We start from the raw sequence: 24176 nt of genomic DNA on the forward strand, positions 1-24176 counted from the left end.
CCCTTAGACAATTTTCAGAAAGGTGGAACAGAAATGAAGAAGTTCTCTGTAATTAGCTTTTGTATAGTAGCGTTAAGCTTTCTGTTTGGCTTGTTCTTTTATCAATTTCGTCCAGCCATTGCGAGTGACTTAATAGATCTTAATGAACAATCAGTCGTCTTACCAAATAAAATGTGGGAAATTTCATTTTCATCACCAGTGGATGAATCAACCATTTCTTCACAATCTGTCTATATAAAAAATAGCCAGAATAAAAAGGCTGACGTTAGTCTACTGTTAAGTGAAGATAATAAGCTATTAACGATTACTGCTCCAGCAGACGGCTATGAAGTGAAGGAGGACTATACACTTGTTATTACTTCGGAAGTCGCTCTAGAGTCCGGGAAACGATTACCTTCTAATACGACCTTTTCTTTCACAGTCATACCTGAAATCCCTACAATTGGATCGAAAGAAGAGCTACATGAATATTTCCAAGACATTATTGATTTCTATGAAACGAACAGAGATATGACAGTTATGGAAGAAAAGGCAGATGCTGAAGTATCTACATTATCAGAAGGCAATTCGTATTCAGAAACGAATAATCAAGTACAAGGTGTAGATGAGGCGGATAGAGTAAAAACTGATGGAGAATTTATTTACCATATTTCTAACCAGGATGTGATCATTACAAAGGCCGTTCCAGCGGATGATATGGAGGTAGTGGCGACTATTTCTAACGAGGATTTTTCTCCTTCACAATTATTTATTGAAGGTGACAAACTAATTGTGATTGGCTCAACTTACGGTACACATTATTATGAGGCAGCAAAAAGGAGCTTAATTGCTCCTATAGAGCAGGTCACAAACGCATATGTATATGATATAACTAAACGTGATAACCCAATAGAAGTGAGAGCAGTTTCTTTAGAAGGAAGTTATGTAACAGCGAGGAAAGTGGATTCAATTATCTATCTCGTGGCTAATCAATATCCTCATTATTGGATAATGAAAGATGAGGAGCCAATTGATTTACGACCAAGTTATTATGATTCAGCTGTGAGTGATGATTTACAAATGGTGAATTATGATGAAATAAGTTATATTCCGGATTCAAAAGAAGCCAATTATATGATGATAGGAACGTTTGATGTAAAAAAACCTGATGAAGAGATGAAAGTAACAACTTGGTTGGGTAGTGGACACAATATCTATATGTCTAAGGATAATCTCTATGTAGCGGTTACTAAGTTTCCGATGATAACTAATTTCGAAAGGCTCATGGAAGAAACATTTACACAAAGTACTGAAATATATAAGTTCTCAATTGATGGTTCAGATGTAAAGTTTTATAGCTATGGTGAAGTTCCTGGAACAGTATTAAATCAGTTTTCTATGGATGAAGCTGAAGGGTATTTTCGCATTGCTACAACTTCAGGCCAGGTGTGGAGTGATGAACGCCCGTCCTCAAATAACTTATATGTTTTGGACGACAAAATGACCACAGTAGGTTCATTAGAGGATTTAGCAATGGGTGAGCGAATTTATTCAGTTAGGTTTATGAATGACAGAGCTTATGTTGTCACATTTAAACAAGTAGATCCATTATTTGTTCTCGATTTGAGTAATCCTAATAAGCCAGCTGTATTGGGAGAATTAAAAATCCCTGGATTCAGTAACTATTTACATCCTTATGACGAAAATCATATTATCGGCTTTGGGCAAAATACTACACTCATTGCGAATAAAGATCCGAATTTAGAGCCTAGAGTTATAACAGATGGAGTGAAAATTTCACTTTTCGATATTACTGATGTAACAAATCCACAAGAAAAATTCACAGAAATTATTGGAGGTAGGGGAACTTACTCACCATTGAATTATGACCATAAAGCATTACTATTTAACAAGGATATGAACTTATTCGCGTTTCCAATTGCAGTTTATGATAACAAAGTGGATAGTGAATTTGAACAAATCTTTTCATTTCAAGGTGGATATATATATCATTTAGATTTGGAGAATGGTTTCCAGTTAAATTCAACGGTAACACATCAACAAGATAATATTTTGTACCCAGATTGGGAGAACGAAATATACCGACTTATCTATATTGATAATGTTCTATATGCTCTATCCCCTTCAACCATTACAGCACACAATTTAAGTACGCATGAAGAGATTAATAAGGTTCTAGTGAAGTAGTGTGTGATCAGTTAGTATTTTAGTAAAGCTGTTTTTCGTATTGATTATTGCTTTTCGTTCTATGGTATGAGCGCGTATATGTCTTATGTTCGTGCATCTTTTCTACTATTATAATTGTTGAGCTCTTAAAATATTTCATCTTGTTTGTATAGTAATGCTGCTTTCGCAGTGATTGTTGTTTTTCATATTAAGAAATAAGCACGTAGTCAACTAGCGTTCGTGGCACCTTTTCTACTGTACAACAATGACTAACCATGTAAAACCACTTTTTTGGTACCAATTTGATAATATTTGCAACAAAGTTTACGAGAAGAACGTTAAGTAAAAATAAGTTAGCTGAGGGTCTGAACCAATTTTGGTATAGACCCTTTAGCTTAGCTCTTTAGATATTGAAGGGGAATATGTGTGTGCTAGTCTAGTTTATGTTTATTGTTCAATAAGTTAAGAAAGGGTTATTATGAAAAAATTAATCTTAAATCCTTATGCTGCACTTATTATAGGGGTTATTTCTGTTTCTACTTCTGCGGTAATCGTAAAAGTCATTACAGCACCGGCACCTGTTATCGCATTTTATAGGATGCTGTTTGCAGTTCTATTTATTTCGCCAATTTTCTTGATTAAAAATGTGAAAGAAATGGCTCTCATGTCTAAGAGAGAATGGATATATTCAATTGGAGCAGGTATTTTTTTAGCTTTTCATTTTATCCTTTGGTTTGAATCTCTGCAGTATACATCTGTAGCGAGTTCTGTTGTATTTGTATCTCTTCAACCGTTATTTGCATTTGTAGGAACAATGGTGTTTTTTCAAGAAAGAATAACATTTAAAGCATTTATGACTGGTTTGTTAGCTATTATTGGTAGCTTTATTATTAGCATAGGGGATTTAAGACTAAATGGTAGTGCACTGCTTGGAGATATACTAGCTATTTTTGCGTGTATTATGGTTACAGCTTATTTGTTATTAGGTCAGTATACTAGAAAACGCTTAGCAGTCATTACGTATACTTTTGTTGTTTACGGAGTGAGTACGATCACATTATTTATTTATGTAGTGTTACTAGGTTATCCATTATTGCAATACCCGACGGCTGATTGGTATTACTTTTTATTGTTGGCAATTGTTCCAACCTTGCTTGGACATAGCCTTTTTAATTGGACGTTAAAGTGGTTAAGTACGGCAACTGTTTCAATAGGTATTTTATTCGAACCAGTAGGAGCCTCAATTTTGGCATACTTCATTCTAGGTGAACAAGTGATTTGGACACAAGTAATAGGTGGTGCCATTATCATTTTTGCAATTGCGTATTTTATAGTAGAAAGCAATGCAAGAAGGTTTGGAAAGTCAATCAAATAGTAGTTTTTGATATCAAGTAAAAGCTGTAGTACATTTGAGAAGGCTGTTTTCGCATTGCTTGTTGATTTTGTTACGAGGAAATAAACATGTATTAAAACAATAGCAACAAAGTTATTGAAAAGAGTCATTACATTATATAGTTTTTATTACCTATGTTAGCAATAATCATTTTAAATGAGTTAATGGAATGAGTAAGTCTTATTTCTTTTCGATACACTGACAAAGCTTTGTAATTAGGTCTTGATGTTTGAGATAACAGGTATGCAGACTCGAGTGATCCCATTCTCCTTCTTTTATTTAGTGCTTCTATCATTTCTTCAGCAGTCTTTATTCCAATCCCATGCCCGAAATATAAATCGTCTTCGAGAACAATCGCGTTTTCACCTTGCCACTCAGGTGTAGCAGGATTATAGTCTGGGTTGTTAAAATAAATACAATCACCTGGTAGAAAGTCATTCCCTGCTTTCGTTATTAAACCTAAATCTTTATCGTAATGCCAATCATAAAGGGTAAGGTTCGCAAATAATCTATTGAAATCTTGTTCATCAATTGATTCTAATAGTGCTTTATAAAAGGTTATGACCATAGCCGTTGCACATTCAAAAGCATATTTTACCCCGTTGTTAAAAATATCTCGAATCCCTGTCGATGGTTTAATTCCTTCTTTTAATTCAAAGGCACCCATATCTGTAAGATCCCAATACTCTTCATTACATTTTGAATTTGCAAATGTGGCAAACTTTACACCACTTTCAAACAAATCTTTTGCTGCTTTAACAGTTTCACTTCTAACATGTATTTCAAATTGAAACTGTTTAATATTATCATATACATATCTTTCTGGATAGTAAGCCATTTTATTAATGATCTCTTGTTGTGGACCAGAGAAATAATTTATATCTAAATCGATTGGGTCAAATAGCGTATCGTTTATAATAATCATTTTATCTCCCCCTTATACAAAATAGCTTTTAGTGCTTACATATCATATATATGATATAAAAAGATAGTTACTACAAGATTTAATGTTATAAATTGAGTTACACTTTTTTAATACATTATTCTTTTTCTTTAAAAACATGTTGCATTAAGATAATTATCGTGATATATTATTTCTTGTCGCTGCTAGTAAACAGCTACTTAAGAAAAAATAAAAAAACATATTGACACTCTAGTGTTGAAGATGTTATATTAATTAAGTCGCCTCTGAGCGATAACACAGAACAATGTTCTTTGAAAACTAAACAAAACAAAAGCGTCAACGTTAATTTTTTTTGAACAAATGAGCAATCAAACTTTATTGGAGAGTTTGATCCTGGCTCAGGACGAACGCTGGCGGCGTGCCTAATACATGCAAGTCGAGCGAACCAAAGGGAGCTTGCTCCCGGAGGTTAGCGGCGGACGGGTGAGTAACACGTGGGCAACCTACCTGTAAGATTGGGATAACTTCGGGAAACCGGAGCTAATACCGAATAACAATAAGAACCACATGGTTCTTATTTGAAAGATGGCTTCGGCTATCACTTACGGATGGGCCCGCGGCGCATTAGCTAGTTGGTGAGGTAACGGCTCACCAAGGCGACGATGCGTAGCCGACCTGAGAGGGTGATCGGCCACACTGGGACTGAGACACGGCCCAGACTCCTACGGGAGGCAGCAGTAGGGAATCTTCCGCAATGGACGAAAGTCTGACGGAGCAACGCCGCGTGAGTGAAGAAGGTTTTCGGATCGTAAAACTCTGTTGTTAGGGAAGAACAAGTATCGTTCGAATAGGGCGGTACCTTGACGGTACCTAACCAGAAAGCCACGGCTAACTACGTGCCAGCAGCCGCGGTAATACGTAGGTGGCAAGCGTTGTCCGGAATTATTGGGCGTAAAGCGCGCGCAGGCGGTTCCTTAAGTCTGATGTGAAAGCCCACGGCTCAACCGTGGAGGGTCATTGGAAACTGGGGAACTTGAGTGCAGAAGAGGAGAGTGGAATTCCACGTGTAGCGGTGAAATGCGTAGAGATGTGGAGGAACACCAGTGGCGAAGGCGACTCTCTGGTCTGTAACTGACGCTGAGGTGCGAAAGCGTGGGGAGCGAACAGGATTAGATACCCTGGTAGTCCACGCCGTAAACGATGAGTGCTAAGTGTTAGAGGGTTTCCGCCCTTTAGTGCTGCAGCTAACGCATTAAGCACTCCGCCTGGGGAGTACGACCGCAAGGTTGAAACTCAAAGGAATTGACGGGGGCCCGCACAAGCGGTGGAGCATGTGGTTTAATTCGAAGCAACGCGAAGAACCTTACCAGGTCTTGACATCCTCTGCCAACCCTAGAGATAGGGCGTTCCCCTTCGGGGGACAGAGTGACAGGTGGTGCATGGTTGTCGTCAGCTCGTGTCGTGAGATGTTGGGTTAAGTCCCGCAACGAGCGCAACCCTTGATCTTAGTTGCCAGCATTAAGTTGGGCACTCTAAGGTGACTGCCGGTGACAAACCGGAGGAAGGTGGGGATGACGTCAAATCATCATGCCCCTTATGACCTGGGCTACACACGTGCTACAATGGATGGTACAAAGGGCAGCAAAACCGCGAGGTTAAGCGAATCCCATAAAACCATTCTCAGTTCGGATTGCAGGCTGCAACTCGCCTGCATGAAGCCGGAATCGCTAGTAATCGCGGATCAGCATGCCGCGGTGAATACGTTCCCGGGCCTTGTACACACCGCCCGTCACACCACGAGAGTTTGTAACACCCGAAGTCGGTGGGGTAACCGTAAGGAGCCAGCCGCCTAAGGTGGGACAGATGATTGGGGTGAAGTCGTAACAAGGTAGCCGTATCGGAAGGTGCGGCTGGATCACCTCCTTTCTAAGGAAATATGTGAAGCTAGACTTCATATAAAAAGACGCTTTTGTTTTTGTTTAGTTTTGAGAGAACATTCTCTCAAAATGAAGAAGGTAAACAACAAGCTGACGAAGAAATTCGATGGCTATTTTTTACCGATGTTCCTTGAAAACTAGATAATAACGACACATTCATTGAAGAAAGTGAAAATCTTTTTTCATTATTTGATGACGGTTTGACCGTTGGTCAAATAAAAAAAGCAAATTAGCAACGAGAAGGTCGAGGAAGCAAAGTTCTGGAGCAGCGGAGTGTATCTTGCATACATGAGCAGTGGAAGAACGAAGCTGACGATGAGATTCGAAGTTGATCATTTGTTTAAAAATTAATGAGAAGCAAAGAGTACAAGGCGTCGAGTTTCCGAGTAGCGGAGCGTACGTTTTTGGGTACGTGAGCAACGGAGGAAGCGAAGACAACGCAGTAATCTGCCGCTTATCATTTATTTAAGGTTAAGTTAGAAAGGGCGCACGGTGAATGCCTTGGCACTAGGAGCCGATGAAGGACGGGACTAACACCGAAATGCTTCGGGGAGCTGTAAGTAAGCATCGATCCGGAGATATCCGAATGGGGAAACCCACTGTTCGTAATGGAGCAGTATCAATATCTGAATACATAGGGTATTGAAGGCAGACCCGGGGAACTGAAACATCTAAGTACCCGGAGGAAGAGAAAGCAAAAGCGATTTCCTGAGTAGCGGCGAGCGAAACGGAATAAGCCCAAACCAAGAGGCTTGCCTCTTGGGGTTGTAGGACACTCTATACGGAGTTACAAAGGAACGGAGTAGACGAAGCGATCTGGAAAGGTCCGTCGAAGAAGGTAACAACCCTGTAGTTGAAACTTCGTTCCCTCCAGAGTGGATCCTGAGTACGGCGGGACACGTGAAATCCCGTCGGAAGCTGGGAGGACCATCTCCCAAGGCTAAATACTCCCTAGTGACCGATAGTGAACCAGTACCGTGAGGGAAAGGTGAAAAGCACCCCGGAAGGGGAGTGAAAGAGATCCTGAAACCGTGTGCCTACAAGTAGTCAGAGCCCGTTAATGGGTGATGGCGTGCCTTTTGTAGAATGAACCGGCGAGTTACGATCCCGTGCAAGGTTAAGTTGAAGAGACGGAGCCGCAGCGAAAGCGAGTCTGAATAGGGCGAAATAGTACGTGGTCGTAGACCCGAAACCAAGTGATCTACCCATGTCCAGGGTGAAGTTCAGGTAACACTGAATGGAGGCCCGAACCCACGCACGTTGAAAAGTGCGGGGATGAGGTGTGGGTAGGGGTGAAATGCCAATCGAACTTGGAGATAGCTGGTTCTCTCCGAAATAGCTTTAGGGCTAGCCTCAAGTGAAGAGTCTTGGAGGTAGAGCACTGATTGGACTAGGGGCCCCCAACGGGTTACCGAATTCAGTCAAACTCCGAATGCCAAAGACTTATACTTGGGAGTCAGACTGCGAGTGATAAGATCCGTAGTCGAAAGGGAAACAGCCCAGACCACCAGCTAAGGTCCCAAAGTATACGTTAAGTGGAAAAGGATGTGGAGTTGCATAGACAACCAGGATGTTGGCTTAGAAGCAGCCACCATTTAAAGAGTGCGTAATAGCTCACTGGTCGAGTGACTCTGCGCCGAAAATGTACCGGGGCTAAACGTATCACCGAAGCTGTGGACTGTCCTTACGGACAGTGGTAGGAGAGCGTTCTAAGTGCAGCGAAGCTAGACCGAGAGGACTGGTGGAGCGCTTAGAAGTGAGAATGCCGGTATGAGTAGCGAAAGAGGGGTGAGAATCCCCTCCACCGAATGCCTAAGGTTTCCTGAGGAAGGCTCGTCCGCTCAGGGTAAGTCGGGACCTAAGCCGAGGCCGAAAGGCGTAGGCGATGGACAACAGGTTGAGATTCCTGTACCACCTCCTCACCATTTGAGCAATGGGGGGACGCAGAAGGATAGGGTAAGCGCACTGTTGGATATGTGCGTCCAAGCAGTTAGGCTGACAAGTAGGTAAATCCGCTTGTCATAAAGGCTGAGCTGTGATGGCGAGGGAAATATAGTACCGAAGTTCCTGATTCCACACTGCCAAGAAAAGCCTCTAGCGAGGTGAGAGGTGCCCGTACCGCAAACCGACACAGGTAGGCGAGGAGAGAATCCTAAGGTGAGCGAGAGAACTCTCGTTAAGGAACTCGGCAAAATGACCCCGTAACTTCGGGAGAAGGGGTGCTTTTTAGGGTGAATAGCCCTGAGAAGCCGCAGTGAAAAGGCCCAGGCGACTGTTTAGCAAAAACACAGGTCTCTGCGAAGCCGCAAGGCGAAGTATAGGGGCTGACACCTGCCCGGTGCTGGAAGGTTAAGAGGAGGGGTTATCCGTAAGGAGAAGCTCTGAATCGAAGCCCCAGTAAACGGCGGCCGTAACTATAACGGTCCTAAGGTAGCGAAATTCCTTGTCGGGTAAGTTCCGACCCGCACGAAAGGTGTAACGATCTGGGCACTGTCTCAACGAGAGACTCGGTGAAATTATAGTACCTGTGAAGATGCAGGTTACCCGCGACAGGACGGAAAGACCCCGTGGAGCTTTACTGTAGCCTGATATTGAATTTTGGTACAGCTTGTACAGGATAGGTAGGAGCCGTAGAAACCGGAGCGCTAGCTTCGGTGGAGGCGTCGGTGGGATACTACCCTGGCTGTATTGAAATTCTAACCTACGGAGCTAATCGCTTCGGGAGACAGTGTCAGGTGGGCAGTTTGACTGGGGCGGTCGCCTCCTAAAAAGTAACGGAGGCGCCCAAAGGTTCCCTCAGAATGGTTGGAAATCATTCGAAGAGTGCAAAGGCATAAGGGAGCTTGACTGCGAGACCTACAAGTCGAGCAGGGACGAAAGTCGGGCTTAGTGATCCGGTGGTTCCGCATGGAAGGGCCATCGCTCAACGGATAAAAGCTACCCCGGGGATAACAGGCTTATCTCCCCCAAGAGTCCACATCGACGGGGAGGTTTGGCACCTCGATGTCGGCTCATCGCATCCTGGGGCTGTAGTCGGTCCCAAGGGTTGGGCTGTTCGCCCATTAAAGCGGTACGCGAGCTGGGTTCAGAACGTCGTGAGACAGTTCGGTCCCTATCCGTCGTGGGCGTAGGAAATTTGAGAGGAGCTGTCCTTAGTACGAGAGGACCGGGATGGACACACCGCTGGTGTACCAGTTGTCCTGCCAAGGGCATAGCTGGGTAGCTATGTGTGGAAGGGATAAGTGCTGAAAGCATCTAAGCATGAAGCCCCCCTCAAGATGAGATTTCCCATAGCGTAAGCTAGTAAGATCCCTCGAAGATGACGAGGTTGATAGGTCTGAGGTGGAAGCGTGGTGACACGTGGAGCTGACAGATACTAATAGATCGAGGACTTAACCAAGTTAGAAATGCAGAGCAAGCTTTGTTCAATGAATGTCTATTATCTAGTTTTGAGGGAATAAAAACTTTAAAAAAAGTTAAATTTTCTCTTGATAAATCTCGATAAATTAGTATAATAAGATTTGTCGCTAATAAAATAAGCCTGGTGATGATGGCGAAGAGGTCACACCCGTTCCCATACCGAACACGGAAGTTAAGCTCTTCAGCGCCGATGGTAGTTGGGGGTTTCCCCCTGTGAGAGTAGGACATTGCCAGACTTAAATATAGGACATGTTATGATGTTTCTATATCGGAGGATTAGCTCAGCTGGGAGAGCACTTGCCTTACAAGCAAGGGGTCGGCGGTTCGATCCCGTCATCCTCCACCATTAAATATTAAGCCGGTGTAGCTCAACTGGTAGAGCAACTGACTTGTAATCAGTAGGTTGGGGGTTCAAGTCCTCTCGCCGGCACCATTTGTTTATGAGCCATTAGCTCAGTTGGTAGAGCACGATCGAATTATCGTCGTAGCTTAACCACAGCGCACAAATCGATAAGCTTCATGAGTATTCATGTAGAGATTTGGGTGTCTCGTTATAAGTAAATAATATATATTTAAACTTTTTAGTTTATGAGCCATTAGCTCAGTTGGTAGAGCATCTGACTTTTAATCAGAGGGTCAGAGGTTCGAGTCCTCTATGGCTCACCATTTTACGCGGGTGTGGCGGAATTGGCAGACGCGCTAGACTTAGGATCTAGTGTCCTTGTGACGTGGGGGTTCAAGTCCCTTCACCCGCATTACTTTAATAAGATTAGCGGAAGTAGTTCAGTGGTAGAACACCACCTTGCCAAGGTGGGGGTCGCGGGTTCGAATCCCGTCTTCCGCTCCAATGCTGCCGGGGTGGTGGAATTGGCAGACACACAGGACTTAAAATCCTGCGGTAGGTGACTACCGTGCCGGTTCAAGTCCGGCCCTCGGCACCATTTACACTAAGATGCGCCCGTAGCTCAATTGGATAGAGCGTCTGACTACGGATCAGAAGGTTATGGGTTCGACTCCTTTCGGGCGCGCCATCTAGTGAATAACGGGAAGTAGCTCAGCTTGGTAGAGCACATGGTTTGGGACCATGGGGTCGCAGGTTCGAATCCTGTCTTCCCGACCACTTATAATAATTAAGGGGCCTTAGCTCAGCTGGGAGAGCGCCTGCCTTGCACGCAGGAGGTCAGCGGTTCGATCCCGCTAGGCTCCACCAATAAAATATCATTTATATAAATTAACTTGGCGGTGTAGCTCAGCTGGCTAGAGCGTACGGTTCATACCCGTGAGGTCGGGGGTTCGATCCCCTCCGCCGCTACCAAGTAAACAAGGACCTTTAGCTCAGCTGGTTAGAGCAGACGGCTCATAACCGTCCGGTCGTAGGTTCGAGTCCTACAAGGTCCACCATATAATGTTGGAGGAATACCCAAGTCCGGCTGAAGGGATCGGTCTTGAAAACCGACAGGGGTGTCAAAGCCCGCGGGGGTTCGAATCCCTCTTCCTCCGCCATTTTTATTTTCTTAATAACAACAGCGTACCGATGTTAAACATTAAGAAGAGGCACTTAGAAGTCAAGATGGTTACGTGAGAAATGTGTATTGAGAAAATATAAATTTACTATTATCGCGGGGTGGAGCAGTCTGGTAGCTCGTCGGGCTCATAACCCGAAGGTCGCAGGTTCAAATCCTGTCCCCGCAACCAATGAATAAATGTGGTCCCGTGGTGTAGCGGTTAACATGCCTGCCTGTCACGCAGGAGATCGCGGGTTCGATTCCCGTCGGGACCGCCATTATTAAAAAAATGGCTCGGTAGCTCAGTCGGTAGAGCAGAACGTAAACATCTTGAGATACTTCAATGTAGTTCTGAGAGGAGCAATGTCTTGCAAAGAGATGTGACGAGCAAAGTGTTATATCTATTTAGAAAGTTTAATTTTATTATTGTTTGGCTCGGTAGCTCAGTCGGTAGAGCAAAGGACTGAAAATCCTTGTGTCGGCGGTTCGATTCCGTCCCGAGCCACCATTTATGGGTTAAGAGTATATTATCTCTATCCGTCAATCTTCAGTTAGTAAATACACATATATATTATGGCGGTTGTGGCGAAGTGGTTAACGCATCGGATTGTGGCTCCGACATTCGTGGGTTCGATTCCCATCAGTCGCCCCATTTAAAAATTATATACCTAAAAAAAATTGCGGGTGTAGTTTAGTGGTAAAACCTCAGCCTTCCAAGCTGATGTCGTGAGTTCGATTCTCATCACCCGCTCCATTTCAAATAATGGGCCTATAGCTCAGCTGGTTAGAGCGCACGCCTGATAAGCGTGAGGTCGATGGTTCGAGTCCATTTAGGCCCACCATTATTCCACAGTAGCTCAGTGGTAGAGCTATCGGCTGTTAACCGATCGGTCGCAGGTTCGAATCCTGCCTGTGGAGCCATTGGAGAAGTACTCAAGTGGCTGAAGAGGCGCCCCTGCTAAGGGTGTAGGTCGCGTAAGCGGCGCGAGGGTTCAAATCCCTCCTTCTCCGCCAGTTTTATATATATTATGGCCCGTTGGTCAAGTGGTTAAGACACCGCCCTTTCACGGCGGTAACACGGGTTCGAATCCCGTACGGGTCATCCATTTAGACATTGCACATTGTGCAGTGTCTTTTTTGTGTTGTGTTTGGCATGACAAAAATAAAATATGAAGGGCGGATTGATTGGTTTGCTTAGGAAGTTTTACTTTGTCATTTTTTTTACTCCTCTTCACAGTAGTTCCCTTTTGTTCATTCCATAAGGTAGATTCATACTGTTTATTCGAAGTGCTTAATTTACGGAATCATAGTGTTTGAACTATATGAATGGTTAGGACGAAAGTAACTCCGAAACGAATAGATAATTTGATTGCTTTTACAACGTGAGCATTCTCAGTGTAATTATTAACCCTCAAATATAAATAATATTGTAAAGTTATTCTTCATATGAAAATGTAATTGCGTTTTTAAAAATATACCGAATAAATTAAATATCCTTTTATTTTAAATGAACATTCTAATTGTATGCGCTTACATTATTCGTTTTTTAACTATGATATGAGCTTTTATGACATATTATGTAGAATGATGTAGTAAAAATACGAATCATTTTAAAAGGAATTATTATTTTATTCGTGAATAATTAATATTAATGAAAACTATATTTTGAAAAGAGGGGAAATACATTGACAGTAAGCGCGCCTCCAACAGATTTTGATTTGCATTTATTTCATGAGGGCTCTTTATTCCAAAGTCATATGCTATTCGGTGCACATATTTGTCAAAAGGGTGACGTCATTGAGGGAACACGATTTTGTGTTTGGGCTCCACATGCTCAGAGCGTAAGTGTAGTAGGGACTTTTAATGATTGGAATGGAAAAAACTTTGAGCTTGAGAAAATAAATGATGAGGGAGTATGGCATCTTTTTATGCCTGTTAATTTAGCGGGTGAGATTTACAAGTATGAAATTGTCACACCGTCTAATCAAAAAATACTAAAATCAGATCCCTATGCATTTTACTCTGAAGAACGGCCTCAAACAGGGTCAATTGTTTATAATATGAGTTCCTATAAGTGGAGAGATAAAAAATGGCAAAATCGAAAACAAAAGAACGTACAATCTAAACCTGTTTTTATTTATGAGTTACATTTTGGGTCTTGGAAAACAAAAGCTGATGGGAGCCATTATTCATATAGTGAATTAGCGGAGTTGTTAATTCCGTATGTTGTAGAAAATGGCTATACACACATAGAACTATTACCACTTATTGAACATCCATTGGACATTTCTTGGGGTTATCAAGGGGTAGGTTATTTTTCAGCTACGAGTAGATATGGATCTCCACATGAGTTAATGAAGTTTATAGATCTATGCCATCAACAAGGAATTGGCGTTATTTTAGATTGGGTTCCAGGTCATTTCTGCAAGGATAATCATGGGCTATATATGTTTGATGGCCAGCCTACATATGAATATGAAAATTCACAAGATCGAGAAAATCCAGTTTGGGGAACTGCTAACTTTGATCTAGGCAAGCCTGAAGTTCAAAGCTTTCTAATTTCGAATGCACTTTTTTGGATTGAGCATTTTCATATTGATGGCTTTAGAGTTGATGCTGTAGCTAATATGATTTATTGGCCTAGTACAGATGGACATCAACATCTTAATAAAGGAGCCATATCATTTTTACAAAAAATTAATGAAGTTATTTCCTTTTATGCACCTGAAACGTTAGTGATTGCGGAGGATTCGACTGACTTCCCTCAAGTAACAGGAAATGTATCAGCAGGAGGTTTAGGATTTAGTTACAAATGGAATATGGGTTGGATGAATGATATCTTGACTTACATGAAGGCTGAGTTCAGTGACCGTCAATATTTACATGACAAAGTAACTTTCTCACTTCTATATGCATTTTCAGAGAAATTTGTATTACCACTATCGCATGACGAGGTTGTTCATGGTAAGAAATCACTGTTAAATAAAATGCCTGGTGACTATTGGCAGAAATTTGCCCAGCTTCGCCTTTTATACGGCTATTTAATAGCACATCCTGGTAAGAAATTGTTATTTATGGGTGGAGAATTTGGACAATTTGATGAATGGAAAGATCAAGAACAATTAGATTGGAACTTGCAAGATTTTGTCATGCATCAAAAACTTCATGCATATGTTAAAGAGTTACTTAAAATTTATAAAAGAAATAAAGCTTTATATGAAATGGATGATACTCATGACGGTTTCGAATGGATTGATGTAAACAATCATGAGCAATCAATATTTTCATTTATTAGAAAAGGAAAAAATGAACAGGACTTTTTAATTATCGTATGTAATTTCACTGCTACAGTTTACCATGATTATATAGTTGGTGTTCCGAGCAAAGGTGAGTATCGGGAAATTCTAAATAGTGACGAATTGGATTTTGGAGGTGCTGGAAATAGAAATAGCAAAAAAATAATTAGTAACAAAGGCACATATCATGGGAAGCCATATCACTTAGCAGTTACAATTCCTCCATTAGGGATATCGATTATACGTCCTATTAAAAAAAGAAAGGAGAAGAAGAAAACTGATGGGCAAAAAAAAATGCATAGCAATGATCTTAGCAGGAGGAAAAGGTAGCCGACTACGGTCATTAACAAAAGAGATAGCAAAACCAGCAGTGCCATTCGGAGGTAAATATCGAATTATTGACTTTGCGTTAAGTAATTGTACAAATTCAGGAATTGATACTGTTGGAATTCTTACTCAATATCAGCCATTAGAATTACATGATTATATTGGTATAGGCAGTGCTTGGGATCTTGATCGAAAAAATGGTGGCGTAACACTATTACCTCCGTACATTGCGGAAGCAGGAATGAAATGGTATACGGGGACAGCCTCAGCAATATATCAAAATATTAATTACATTAAACAGTATAACCCTGAATATGTACTGATTTTGTCTGGAGATCATATTTATAAAATGGATTATGCGTATATGCTTGATTACCACATTCAAAAACAGGCAGACGTATCTATTTCTGTCATCGAAGTTCCGTGGGAAGAAACGAGTCGCTTTGGCATTATGAATACCGACGAAACCATGAATATTACTGATTTTGAAGAGAAACCAACGAATCCTAAAAATAACCTTGCTTCAATGGGAATTTATATTTTTAAGACATCTATTTTACTTGATGTATTAGAAAGAGATGAACTTAACCCTGAATCAACGCATGATTTTGGCAAAGATATTATTCCTTTATTACTCGGTGAACAAAAAAAATTAGTCGCTTATCCTTTTCAAGGGTATTGGAAAGATGTGGGTACTGTTAATAGTTTATGGGAAGCCAATATGGATTTATTACACAATGATACAGATTTAAATATATATGATCATTCATGGAGAATTTACTCAGTTAATCCTAATCATCCTCCACAATATATAGCCCCAACTGGAGACATAAGAGAGTCCATTGTATGTGAAGGGTGTATCGTAGAAGGAGAGATTGATCAATCTGTTCTCTTCCAAGGTGTACATATTATGGAGGGAGCAGTTGTGAAAAATGCTGTAATTATGCCTGGAGCAACTATTGGGAAAAATGCTTATATAGATAACGCCATTATTTCTTCAGGAGTTAATATATGTGATGACATGATTATACGTAAAAAGGACGAAAGTGATGAAATCATTTTGGTTAGTGAGGAATAATTTGCATTATAAGAACATATGAAAATTATATTACTTATTTCACATATGTTTGTTCATAAATGAACAAGGAAAGGATGGCGAATAAATGAATCAAACGATGCTTGGGATCATTGATGCAACACAAAGCTTTGACTCTATACAACAACTAACTATCAATCGCTCAGTAGCAGCAATCCCATTTGCTGGGAGATATAGATTAATTGATTTTGTACTTTCCAATATGGTGAACTCTGGAATTACTAGTGTCGCTATTTTTCCGAAAGATCAATATCGTTCACTTATGGATCATATTGAATATGGCAAGCAGTGGGATTTAAATCGTAAAAGGGATGGATTATTCTTTTTTCCTTCTGCGGTTGATTCACAGAGTGAGGAATTCAATGTTTTCCGGCAGTATAAGAACAACATCGATTATTTTCTTCGTAGCAAACAGCAATATGTATTAATCTCAAATTGTTATACAGTATGCAATATTGACTATCAAGCTATTTTGCAACAACATATAGAGTCACATTGTGATATTACTGAAATTGCACATAACGGCAAACCTATGGGTATGTACATCTTTAATTTTTCTCTATTGTTTGACTTAATCACTAACTATGAAAAATTTGGATATACGACAATTCAAGACGTGGTATTAGATCCTTCACATCATTTACAAATATGTAGATACGAATATGAGGGATATGTTGCAAAAATAAACACTATAAAAGAATACTATACACAGAGTCTAGAACTATTAAAACCTCAAGTGTGGAAAGAACTTTTTAACCAAATTAATCCAATTTATACTAAAGTGAAAGATGAACCTCCTACAAAATATATGAATGGCTCGAGGATAAAAAATTCATTTATTGCAAATGGATGTAAAATCGAAGGTGAAGTTGAAAATAGCATCATCTTTCGCTCAGTAAACATAAGTAAAGGGACAGTAGTAAAAGACAGTATTATTATGCAAAAGAGTCAAATAGGTGAAAATTGTGTATTAAACGGTGTCATTTTAGATAAAGATGTTAAAGTAGAAAATAATGTCATACTTACAGGTGATTACACAACACCATATATAGTTCCAAAGGGGACAATTCAAGGAGCGTTGATGAATACATGAAAGTTTTATTTGCTGTTTCAGAATGTGTACCATTTGCAAAAACAGGCGGACTAGGTGATGTAGCAGGAGCGTTACCGAAAGAGCTTAAACAACTCGGTACAGATATTAGAGTGATGCTACCAAAATACGGAACGATTCCTATCCAGTATAGAAAAAAAATGAAAAAAGAAGCGAATATAACTGTTCAAGTCGGTTGGAGACAGCAGTATTGTGGAATTGAGTCATTAGAACAAGATGGAGTCACATTTTATTTTATAGATAATGAATATTATTTCAAACGTGATTTTATCTTATATGGACATTATGATGATGGTGAACGCTTTTCATTTTTTTGCCAGGCGGTTTTAGCATCGTTGCCAATTTTAGATTTTAAGCCAGACGTCATACATGCTCATGATTGGCATACTGGAATGATTAGTTATTTGTTAAAAGAAAAATATAGTAAAGTGCCCTTTTACGAGAAAATAAAGACTGTTTTCACTATTCATAATCTTCAGTATCAAGGCGTATATCCGAAAGAAATTTTACCAGAATTATTCGGTTTAAATGAACAATCATTTGCATCAACTAGCCTGGAGTTTTATGGGAATGTAAACTTTATGAAAGCAGGTATAGTTACCTCAAATGTTGTTACAACGGTAAGTCCCACATACAAACATGAAGTTCAGACACCTTATTATGGTGAGAAATTAGATGGAGTTCTTAGAGATAGAAAACAGTCGCTCGTTGGAATATTAAATGGCATAGATGATCAATCGTATGATCCCAAAAATGATCCATATATTACTAAGAATTTCGATAGAACCTCTATAGATTCAAAAGTATTGAATAAACAACATCTACAAGAACATTTTTCATTACCTGTTAGAAAAAAAACACCAGTTATCGCAATGGTAACAAGGTTAACCCAACAAAAAGGGATTGATTTACTTATTAATATTTTCCATGAACTTATGCAAGAAGATATACAATTGATTGTCATTGGTTCTGGAGATCATCAATATGAGTCATTCTTTAATGAAATGGTAAATCATTATCCAGATAAGTGTAAAGCATACATCGGTTTTCACGAAGAGTTAGCCAGGATGATATATGCAGGAGCAGACCTATTCCTCATGCCTTCCTTATTTGAACCGTGTGGATTAGGTCAATTAATAGCAATGAGATATGGGGTTATTCCTATTGTAAGAGAAACAGGTGGCTTAAACGATACGGTTGAATCATTTAATGAAGAGAAAATGACAGGAAATGGCTTTACATTTACGAATTATAATGCTCACGATATGTTGTATACAATTAGCAGAGCATTATCCTATTATCATAAAACTGATTTGTGGAATAAGTTGATTATAGAAGTGATGGGTCGTGATTTTAGTTGGGCACAATCGGCTTTTAAATACAATCAGCTGTATGCTGATTTGATGACTCGGAGTGGTAATCGTGTTCTCTAACAAAGAGACGTTCAAAGAAGCATTTATCAAAAAATATGAGACCATATATGGGAAGGGATTTCGTTATTCAACTATACGCGATCAATATTTTACGCTAGGAAACATGGTAAGAGAACATATAAGCACCAAATGGATCGAAACAAATGAAAGGAACCGCCTGAATGAAAATAAACAGGTGTATTATTTATCAATTGAATTTTTGCTAGGAAGATTGCTTGGTAACAATTTAATTAATTTAGAAATTAGAGAAGTTGTTGATGAGGGATTAGCGGAACTTGGTATTAGTTTAGCTGAAATTGAGGAAAGTGAAGCAGATGCAGGCCTAGGTAACGGAGGATTAGGACGTCTTGCAGCATGTTTTCTAGATTCATTAGCTTCTTTAAATCTTCCGGGACATGGATTCGGTATTAGATATAAGCATGGGTTGTTTGATCAAAAAATAGTTGATGGATATCAAGTAGAACTACCTGAACAATGGTTGCGACATGGTAATGTGTGGGAGGTTCGAAGACCAGATGAAGCAGTAGAGGTCCGTTTTTGGGGTGAGGTTGAAACAACTAATAAAAATAATTATTTATCATTTCGACATGTTGAAACGGAAATAGTGATGGCTGTACCATACGATATACCAATTATAGGTTACGGCTTACATTCAGTTAATACCCTTCGAATTTGGAGCGCGGAAGTTTCTCCTCATGCAGTTCGTAAAAATATGATGGATTATAAAAGTGAAACTGAAGCAATTTCAGAATTTTTATATCCAGATGATACACATGTTGAAGGAAAGCTACTAAGGTTAAAACAGCAGTACTTTCTAGTATCTTCTAGTCTGCAAAGTATTGTTCGTTCATATAAGCTTAATCACAGTAGTTTAAGAGATTTTCACGAACATATTTCTATTCATATTAACGATACTCATCCTGTATTAGCTATTCCTGAATTAATGAGGATTCTACTTGATGAGGAGCGTATGAACTGGGATGAAGCGTGGAATATAACAACAAATACAATTTCATATACGAATCATACTACATTAACAGAAGCACTTGAGAAATGGCCAATTGACATTTTTCAACCGCTTCTTCCGAGAATTTATATGATCGTTGAAGAAATTAACGAGCGATTTTGTAGAGACTTGTGGCAAAGGTATCCTAATGACTGGGAACGAATTGAACGTATGGCTATTATTGCTCATGATGTTGTAAAGATGGCACATCTTGCTATCGTAGGCAGTCATAGTGTAAATGGAGTAGCAAAATTGCATTCTGAAATTTTAAAGAAGCGAGAAATGAAGTTATTTCATGATGTTTTTTCTGATAAATTTAATAACAAAACAAATGGCATAGCGCATAGAAGATGGTTATTAAAGGCAAACCCTCAATTGACAATGCTATTAAATGAAACAATAGGAGATTCATGGATTTCAGCACCTGAAAAACTAATTGAAGTCCAAAAATATTGTGAGAACTCAATCTTTCAGGAACAGTTGTATCATGTGAAGCAAGAGAGAAAAAAAATACTAGCACGCAGGATAAAGGATCAAACTGGTCTTGTCGTTGATACACATTCTATATTTGATGTCCAAGTTAAGAGACTTCATGCATATAAAAGGCAATTGTTAAATGTACTGCATATTATGTACTTATATAACAGGCTAAAAGAAGATAGAAGTTTCATTGTCTTCCCAAGAACTTTTATTTTTGGTGCTAAAGCATCACCAGGATATTTTTATGCAAAAAAAATAATTAAATTAATTAATTCAGTTGCCGACATTGTGAATAATGATTCGGATATAAACGACATAATAAAAGTAGTTTTTTTAGAAAATTATAAGGTATCACTGGCTGAAGAGATCTTTCCTGCTACAGATGTTAGTGAACAAATATCGACGGCGAGTAAGGAAGCCTCTGGAACAGGAAATATGAAATTTATGATGAATGGTGCTATTACAATTGGAACACTTGATGGAGCTAATGTAGAAATGAATGAGCGGATTGGTCAAGAAAATATGTTTACATTTGGCCTTTCGGCAAACGAAGTCATCCAATACTATGAACATGGAGGTTATCAATCTACTGAATACTACCATCATGACGAACGAATTAAACAAATAATTAATCAATTAATAAATGGCTTTTTTCCACATGTGTTAGATGAGTTCGAGGTCATTTACGACTCTTTACTTATGCAAAATGACCATTATTTTGTTCTTAGAGACTTTGATTCTTATGTTTGTACACAAGAGAAGATAGGAATTTCCTACCAAATTAGAGATGAATGGTTAAAAAAGAGTGCTATAAATATTGCGCATTCTGGCTACTTTTCTAGCGATAGAACGATACAACAATATGCAGACAACGTTTGGAAAATAACTGCTGGTTTATTAGAAAAAAAATGATCTAATATTTACATGTTCATATAGAGAGTGGCGAACGACCATTTGATAGGCCACTCTCTTTTTTTTATTTACAGAGTTCAGACCCCGCCTCTTAAGGTGGGGTTTTGCAATTAGGTGGGATTAATTTTGCACCTGCTTATCCGAAGTTAAAGCTTACATAGGTTAAATACATTATTTCTATGGGTATAGTGTAATTTTATGCTTGTGTACTTTGTGAATTATGTTAAACTTTGAAAGGTGTGGAAAAAAACCAAAAATTATACAGCAGGATGGTGAATTAGAGATTGTTTACATCAATTAAGAGGAAGCTTCTAGTGTTATTTATGCTATTAATGATAGGTACGTTATTATTTGTTGCTTTGTTTTTGCAATATCAAACGGAGCAACAAATTGAAAAAGACGTCAAAATACAGGCTGAAAACCTTGTCGAGCAAATAAATAATTACGTAGATTCATTTGTTGAGAAATATGCGATTAGCATTGAAGAGATTAGTAGAGAAAAAGACTTTGAAGCATATGTATTAGCTATGTTATCTGCCAATGAAAGTGACATTAAGGAATTAGACCCTATTATTCTGGACAGATTTAATAATTACTTAGATCTTTATTCCGATGCGTATTTAATTTATGTGGCTGCTAGAAATGACACACTGAAAATTCAGCCACCCGTGGAATTAGGTGAAGACTTTACCGTGTTTGATAGACCTTGGTATACGTTAGCAGAGCAAACCAAGGATAAGGCCATATGGACAGAACCTTATATTAGTGAAGACGGTGAATTAGTAGTAACAGTGTCAAAAGCAATGATAATTGACAACGAGTTTAAAGGGGTCATTGCTGCTGATCTTAAGCTTGAACAATTAGAATCAGTGATGCAGAATATTGATCTAACGAATAACGGTTATCCTTTTATACTTGATAAAAATAAAAATGCCATTGTGCACCCGACAGAGAGAGGGAACAACTTATCTAATCTTGAATTTATAGGCAAGATGTATGGAGAAAATGAACAGGGCTTTTTCCATTATAATTTCAACGGTGAGGAGAAGGTACTTGCATTTGAAACTGTTGATCAAACGGGTTGGAAACTTGGGACGTCTTATACATATAAAGATTTAATGGCCAGTTCCAATAAATTACGTAGTTGGATTATGATTATTTCATTAACAGCTGTAGTTTTATCATTAATTATCGTTTATGTTGTTACGAGTCGCATATTAAACCCAATCATACATTTGAAGAAAGATGTAATGAAGGTAGCTGCTGGAGATTTAACTGTTAAGACAAAACAAAAAACAAGAGATGAAATAGGTGATTTGACTATTCACTTTAACGATATGGTGAAAAATATGCGCCATTTAATCTTAGCTATTGAACAATCTAACAACCATGTATTTGAATCGGTTCAAGGGTTAAGTGCTGTCTCAGAAGAAACAAATGCTTCAAGTGAAGAAATTGCCAAAGCGATAAATGAAATTGCACTTGGAGCATCACGATCAGCGGAGGATATAGAGAAATCCAATCAATTAATTAGTGTACTATCTACTCAAATAAAAAATGTTACAACTCTTACTGATAAGATGTCATTACTATCCGTAGATGCCGAGAAAGCAAATGAAAATGGGTTTGAGAAGATTGAGGAATTAAAAAGCATATTTTCAAAGACTGAAGAGAATTTTAATACAGTTGATGAAATTATCGTTCATTTAGAGAAGAAAATAGCGGAAATTGAATCTGTCATGAAGACGATTAATGATTTTTCTGAACAAACAAATTTATTGTCTTTGAATGCAAGTATTGAAGCTGCTAGAGCTGGGGAGCACGGTAAAGGATTTGCTGTAGTAGCAAACGAGGTTCGAAAATTAGCTGAGCAATCAACTGTTGCTACTGATCAGGTTCGTAGAACAATACAAAGTATTCAATCAGAATCAAAGCGAACGGTACATGAAATGGCAAATACAAAAAGATATTATAAAGAACAAGCCCTAGTTGTGAATGATACTGAACAAGCGTTTAATACGATTTCAACAATTGTAGACCAATTAAAGAGCTCAATAGATGATGTGCAAGAAGATATGACGAATATTCATAATCATCGACAAGAAGTTTCGCAATCAATTGAGAATATTGCGGCAATGTCACAACAGGCTGTTGCTGCTTGTGAAGAAGTGAGTGCTTCAACTGATGAGCAATCAATAGCATTTAATTCGGTTACAAAAGTATCAGAAGATTTATTAGAGTCAAGTGAAGAATTAACAGAGAGGATTAGCAGATTTAAAGTATAAGAAAGGAGTATATTTAATGTGACTTGGATGACTGGCAAGCGCTAAAGTATGATGGCTTGCCGAGTCACCTTGATATTTTTATAATTTTGACAGATTGTGCTTATTAGTTATCTCCGTCAAGGAAGTTACCTAAACCGCCCAAAATGCTACCTTCTCCTGTTGTTTTACCTGGAGTTTGAGGGGCACTTGCAAAAATACGATCAGCCAAGCGACTAAATGGCAATGATTGTACCCATACTGTACCTGGACCTCTGACAGTAGCAAAGAATAAGCCTTCACCACCAAAAAAAGCTGTTTTTACTTTTCCAACAAATTCAATATCATAATCTACTTCTTTTGTCATGGCAACTAAACAGCCAGTATCAATACGTAACATCTCGCCAGGCTGAAGCTCACGACGATGAATTGTACCACCAGCATGTAAGAATGCCATTCCATCTCCCTCTAGCTTTTGCATAATAAAGCCTTCGCCACCAAAGAATCCTGCACCAAGCTTACGCTGGAATTCAACGCCAACAGATACCCCTTTAGCAGCACATAAAAAAGCATCTTTTTGACAAATTACTTTCCCATCTAAATCACTTAAGTCAATAGGAATAATTTTACCAGGGTAAGGTGCGGCGAATGAAACGTGTTTTTTCTCGTTCCCTTCATTTGTAAATACAGTCATAAATAAACTTTCCCCAGTAATAACGCGTTTTCCTGCACCCATAAGTTTACCAAACAATCCAGATCCACCACGTTTTGAGCCATCCCCAAAAATTGTTTCCATCTCAATTCTATCTTCCATCATCATCATTGCGCCTGCTTCTGCAATGGTACTTTCACCAGGGTCTAGTTCAATTTCTACAAACTGCATGTCGTCTCCGTATAATTTGTATTCAATTTCATGTGCGTTCACGATA

Annotated in this window: 10 protein-coding genes, 21 tRNA genes and 3 rRNA genes; 32 read left to right on the plus strand and 2 right to left on the minus strand. The window is 39.1% G+C overall.

Going from position 1 to position 24176, the window contains the following annotated elements; genetic code table 11:
• Positions 1–33: 33 nt before the first annotated feature.
• Positions 34–2187 carry a beta-propeller domain-containing protein gene (locus V1503_RS13640; RefSeq protein WP_410627646.1) on the plus strand — a complete coding sequence of 718 codons (2154 nt, stop codon included), beginning with the start codon at positions 34–36 and terminating at the stop codon, positions 2185–2187.
• A 457-nt stretch (positions 2188–2644) separates the two neighbouring features.
• On the plus strand, positions 2645–3541 hold the full coding sequence (locus tag V1503_RS13645; RefSeq protein ID WP_410627648.1) for a DMT family transporter: 897 nt from the start codon (positions 2645–2647) through the stop codon (positions 3539–3541).
• A gap of 127 nt (positions 3542–3668) precedes the next feature.
• Here the strand turns inward: V1503_RS13645 and V1503_RS13650 are convergent, their stop codons facing one another.
• Positions 3669–4484, minus strand: coding sequence for a protein-glutamine gamma-glutamyltransferase (locus V1503_RS13650; RefSeq protein ID WP_320257875.1), 816 nt, complete (start codon positions 4482–4484; stop codon positions 3669–3671).
• 354 nt (positions 4485–4838) lie between these two features.
• Between V1503_RS13650 and V1503_RS13655 the strand changes: the two genes are divergently transcribed.
• The 30 genes from V1503_RS13655 (at position 4839) to V1503_RS25190 (ending at position 23271) form a co-directional block, all read left to right on the plus strand.
• Positions 4839–6389 (plus strand): 16S ribosomal RNA (locus tag V1503_RS13655).
• Between the two features lie 480 nt (positions 6390–6869).
• Positions 6870–9800 (plus strand): 23S ribosomal RNA (locus V1503_RS13660).
• 140 nt (positions 9801–9940) lie between these two features.
• Positions 9941–10056: ribosomal RNA gene (gene rrf / locus V1503_RS13665) — 5S ribosomal RNA — on the plus strand.
• Together the 16S, 23S and 5S rRNA genes with 21 tRNA genes alongside form the textbook arrangement of a ribosomal RNA operon.
• A gap of 34 nt (positions 10057–10090) precedes the next feature.
• Positions 10091–10166, plus strand: a tRNA-Val gene (locus tag V1503_RS13670).
• Positions 10167–10177: 11 nt separating this feature from the next.
• Positions 10178–10253: transfer RNA gene (locus tag V1503_RS13675), tRNA-Thr, on the plus strand.
• A gap of 157 nt (positions 10254–10410) precedes the next feature.
• A tRNA-Lys gene (locus V1503_RS13680) sits at positions 10411–10486 on the plus strand.
• Between the two features lie 6 nt (positions 10487–10492).
• Positions 10493–10575: transfer RNA gene (locus V1503_RS13685), tRNA-Leu, on the plus strand.
• Between the two features lie 17 nt (positions 10576–10592).
• Positions 10593–10667 (plus strand) — tRNA-Gly (locus V1503_RS13690).
• Positions 10668–10672: 5 nt separating this feature from the next.
• Positions 10673–10761 (plus strand) — tRNA-Leu (locus V1503_RS13695).
• Between the two features lie 13 nt (positions 10762–10774).
• Positions 10775–10851: transfer RNA gene (locus V1503_RS13700), tRNA-Arg, on the plus strand.
• Positions 10852–10863: 12 nt separating this feature from the next.
• Positions 10864–10940: transfer RNA gene (locus V1503_RS13705), tRNA-Pro, on the plus strand.
• A gap of 14 nt (positions 10941–10954) precedes the next feature.
• Positions 10955–11030 (plus strand) — tRNA-Ala (locus tag V1503_RS13710).
• Between the two features lie 28 nt (positions 11031–11058).
• A tRNA-Met gene (locus tag V1503_RS13715) sits at positions 11059–11135 on the plus strand.
• Positions 11136–11144: 9 nt separating this feature from the next.
• Positions 11145–11221: transfer RNA gene (locus V1503_RS13720), tRNA-Ile, on the plus strand.
• Positions 11222–11230: 9 nt separating this feature from the next.
• Positions 11231–11323, plus strand: a tRNA-Ser gene (locus V1503_RS13725).
• Positions 11324–11438: 115 nt separating this feature from the next.
• Positions 11439–11515: transfer RNA gene (locus V1503_RS13730), tRNA-Met, on the plus strand.
• A 12-nt stretch (positions 11516–11527) separates the two neighbouring features.
• A tRNA-Asp gene (locus V1503_RS13735) sits at positions 11528–11603 on the plus strand.
• A 154-nt stretch (positions 11604–11757) separates the two neighbouring features.
• Positions 11758–11833: transfer RNA gene (locus V1503_RS13740), tRNA-Phe, on the plus strand.
• 68 nt (positions 11834–11901) lie between these two features.
• Positions 11902–11977, plus strand: a tRNA-His gene (locus tag V1503_RS13745).
• A gap of 28 nt (positions 11978–12005) precedes the next feature.
• Positions 12006–12079 (plus strand) — tRNA-Gly (locus V1503_RS13750).
• An 11-nt stretch (positions 12080–12090) separates the two neighbouring features.
• Positions 12091–12167, plus strand: a tRNA-Ile gene (locus tag V1503_RS13755).
• Positions 12168–12171: 4 nt separating this feature from the next.
• A tRNA-Asn gene (locus tag V1503_RS13760) sits at positions 12172–12246 on the plus strand.
• Positions 12247–12248: 2 nt separating this feature from the next.
• A tRNA-Ser gene (locus V1503_RS13765) sits at positions 12249–12339 on the plus strand.
• A 16-nt stretch (positions 12340–12355) separates the two neighbouring features.
• Positions 12356–12427: transfer RNA gene (locus V1503_RS13770), tRNA-Glu, on the plus strand.
• 583 nt (positions 12428–13010) lie between these two features.
• Positions 13011–14951 carry a 1,4-alpha-glucan branching protein GlgB gene (gene glgB / locus V1503_RS13775; protein ID WP_496113367.1) on the plus strand — a complete coding sequence of 647 codons (1941 nt, stop codon included), beginning with the start codon at positions 13011–13013 and terminating at the stop codon, positions 14949–14951.
• The gene (locus V1503_RS13780) at positions 14902–16026 is read left to right on the plus strand and encodes a glucose-1-phosphate adenylyltransferase (RefSeq protein WP_320256586.1); all 1125 of its coding nucleotides are present in this window, start codon (positions 14902–14904) and stop codon (positions 16024–16026) included. The genes glgB and V1503_RS13780 overlap by 50 nt, the downstream gene beginning before the upstream one ends.
• An 85-nt stretch (positions 16027–16111) precedes the next feature.
• Positions 16112–17137 carry a GlgC family sugar phosphate nucleotidyltransferase gene (locus V1503_RS13785; protein ID WP_410627651.1) on the plus strand — a complete coding sequence of 342 codons (1026 nt, stop codon included), beginning with the start codon at positions 16112–16114 and terminating at the stop codon, positions 17135–17137.
• Positions 17134–18588 (plus strand): glycogen synthase GlgA, encoded by a 1455-nt coding sequence (glgA, locus tag V1503_RS13790; protein ID WP_410627653.1) that lies wholly within the window; start codon positions 17134–17136, stop codon positions 18586–18588. The genes V1503_RS13785 and glgA overlap by 4 nt, the downstream gene beginning before the upstream one ends.
• On the plus strand, positions 18578–20986 hold the full coding sequence (locus V1503_RS13795) for a glycogen/starch/alpha-glucan phosphorylase (protein ID WP_410627655.1): 2409 nt from the start codon (positions 18578–18580) through the stop codon (positions 20984–20986). Before glgA ends, V1503_RS13795 begins: the two co-directional genes overlap by 11 nt.
• Before the next feature lie 284 nt (positions 20987–21270).
• Positions 21271–23271, plus strand: a complete 2001-nt coding sequence (locus tag V1503_RS25190; protein WP_496113368.1) for a methyl-accepting chemotaxis protein — start codon at positions 21271–21273, stop codon at positions 23269–23271.
• A 103-nt stretch (positions 23272–23374) separates the two neighbouring features.
• Here the strand turns inward: V1503_RS25190 and V1503_RS13810 are convergent, their stop codons facing one another.
• Complete coding sequence (locus V1503_RS13810; RefSeq protein WP_214483744.1) at positions 23375–24172, minus strand: TIGR00266 family protein; 798 nt, start codon at positions 24170–24172, stop codon at positions 23375–23377.
• Positions 24173–24176 lie beyond the last annotated feature (4 nt).

It is taken from the genome of Nanhaiella sioensis (genome assembly GCF_046557775.1).
GTDB lineage: Bacteria > Bacillota > Bacilli > Bacillales > SM2101 > Nanhaiella > Nanhaiella sioensis.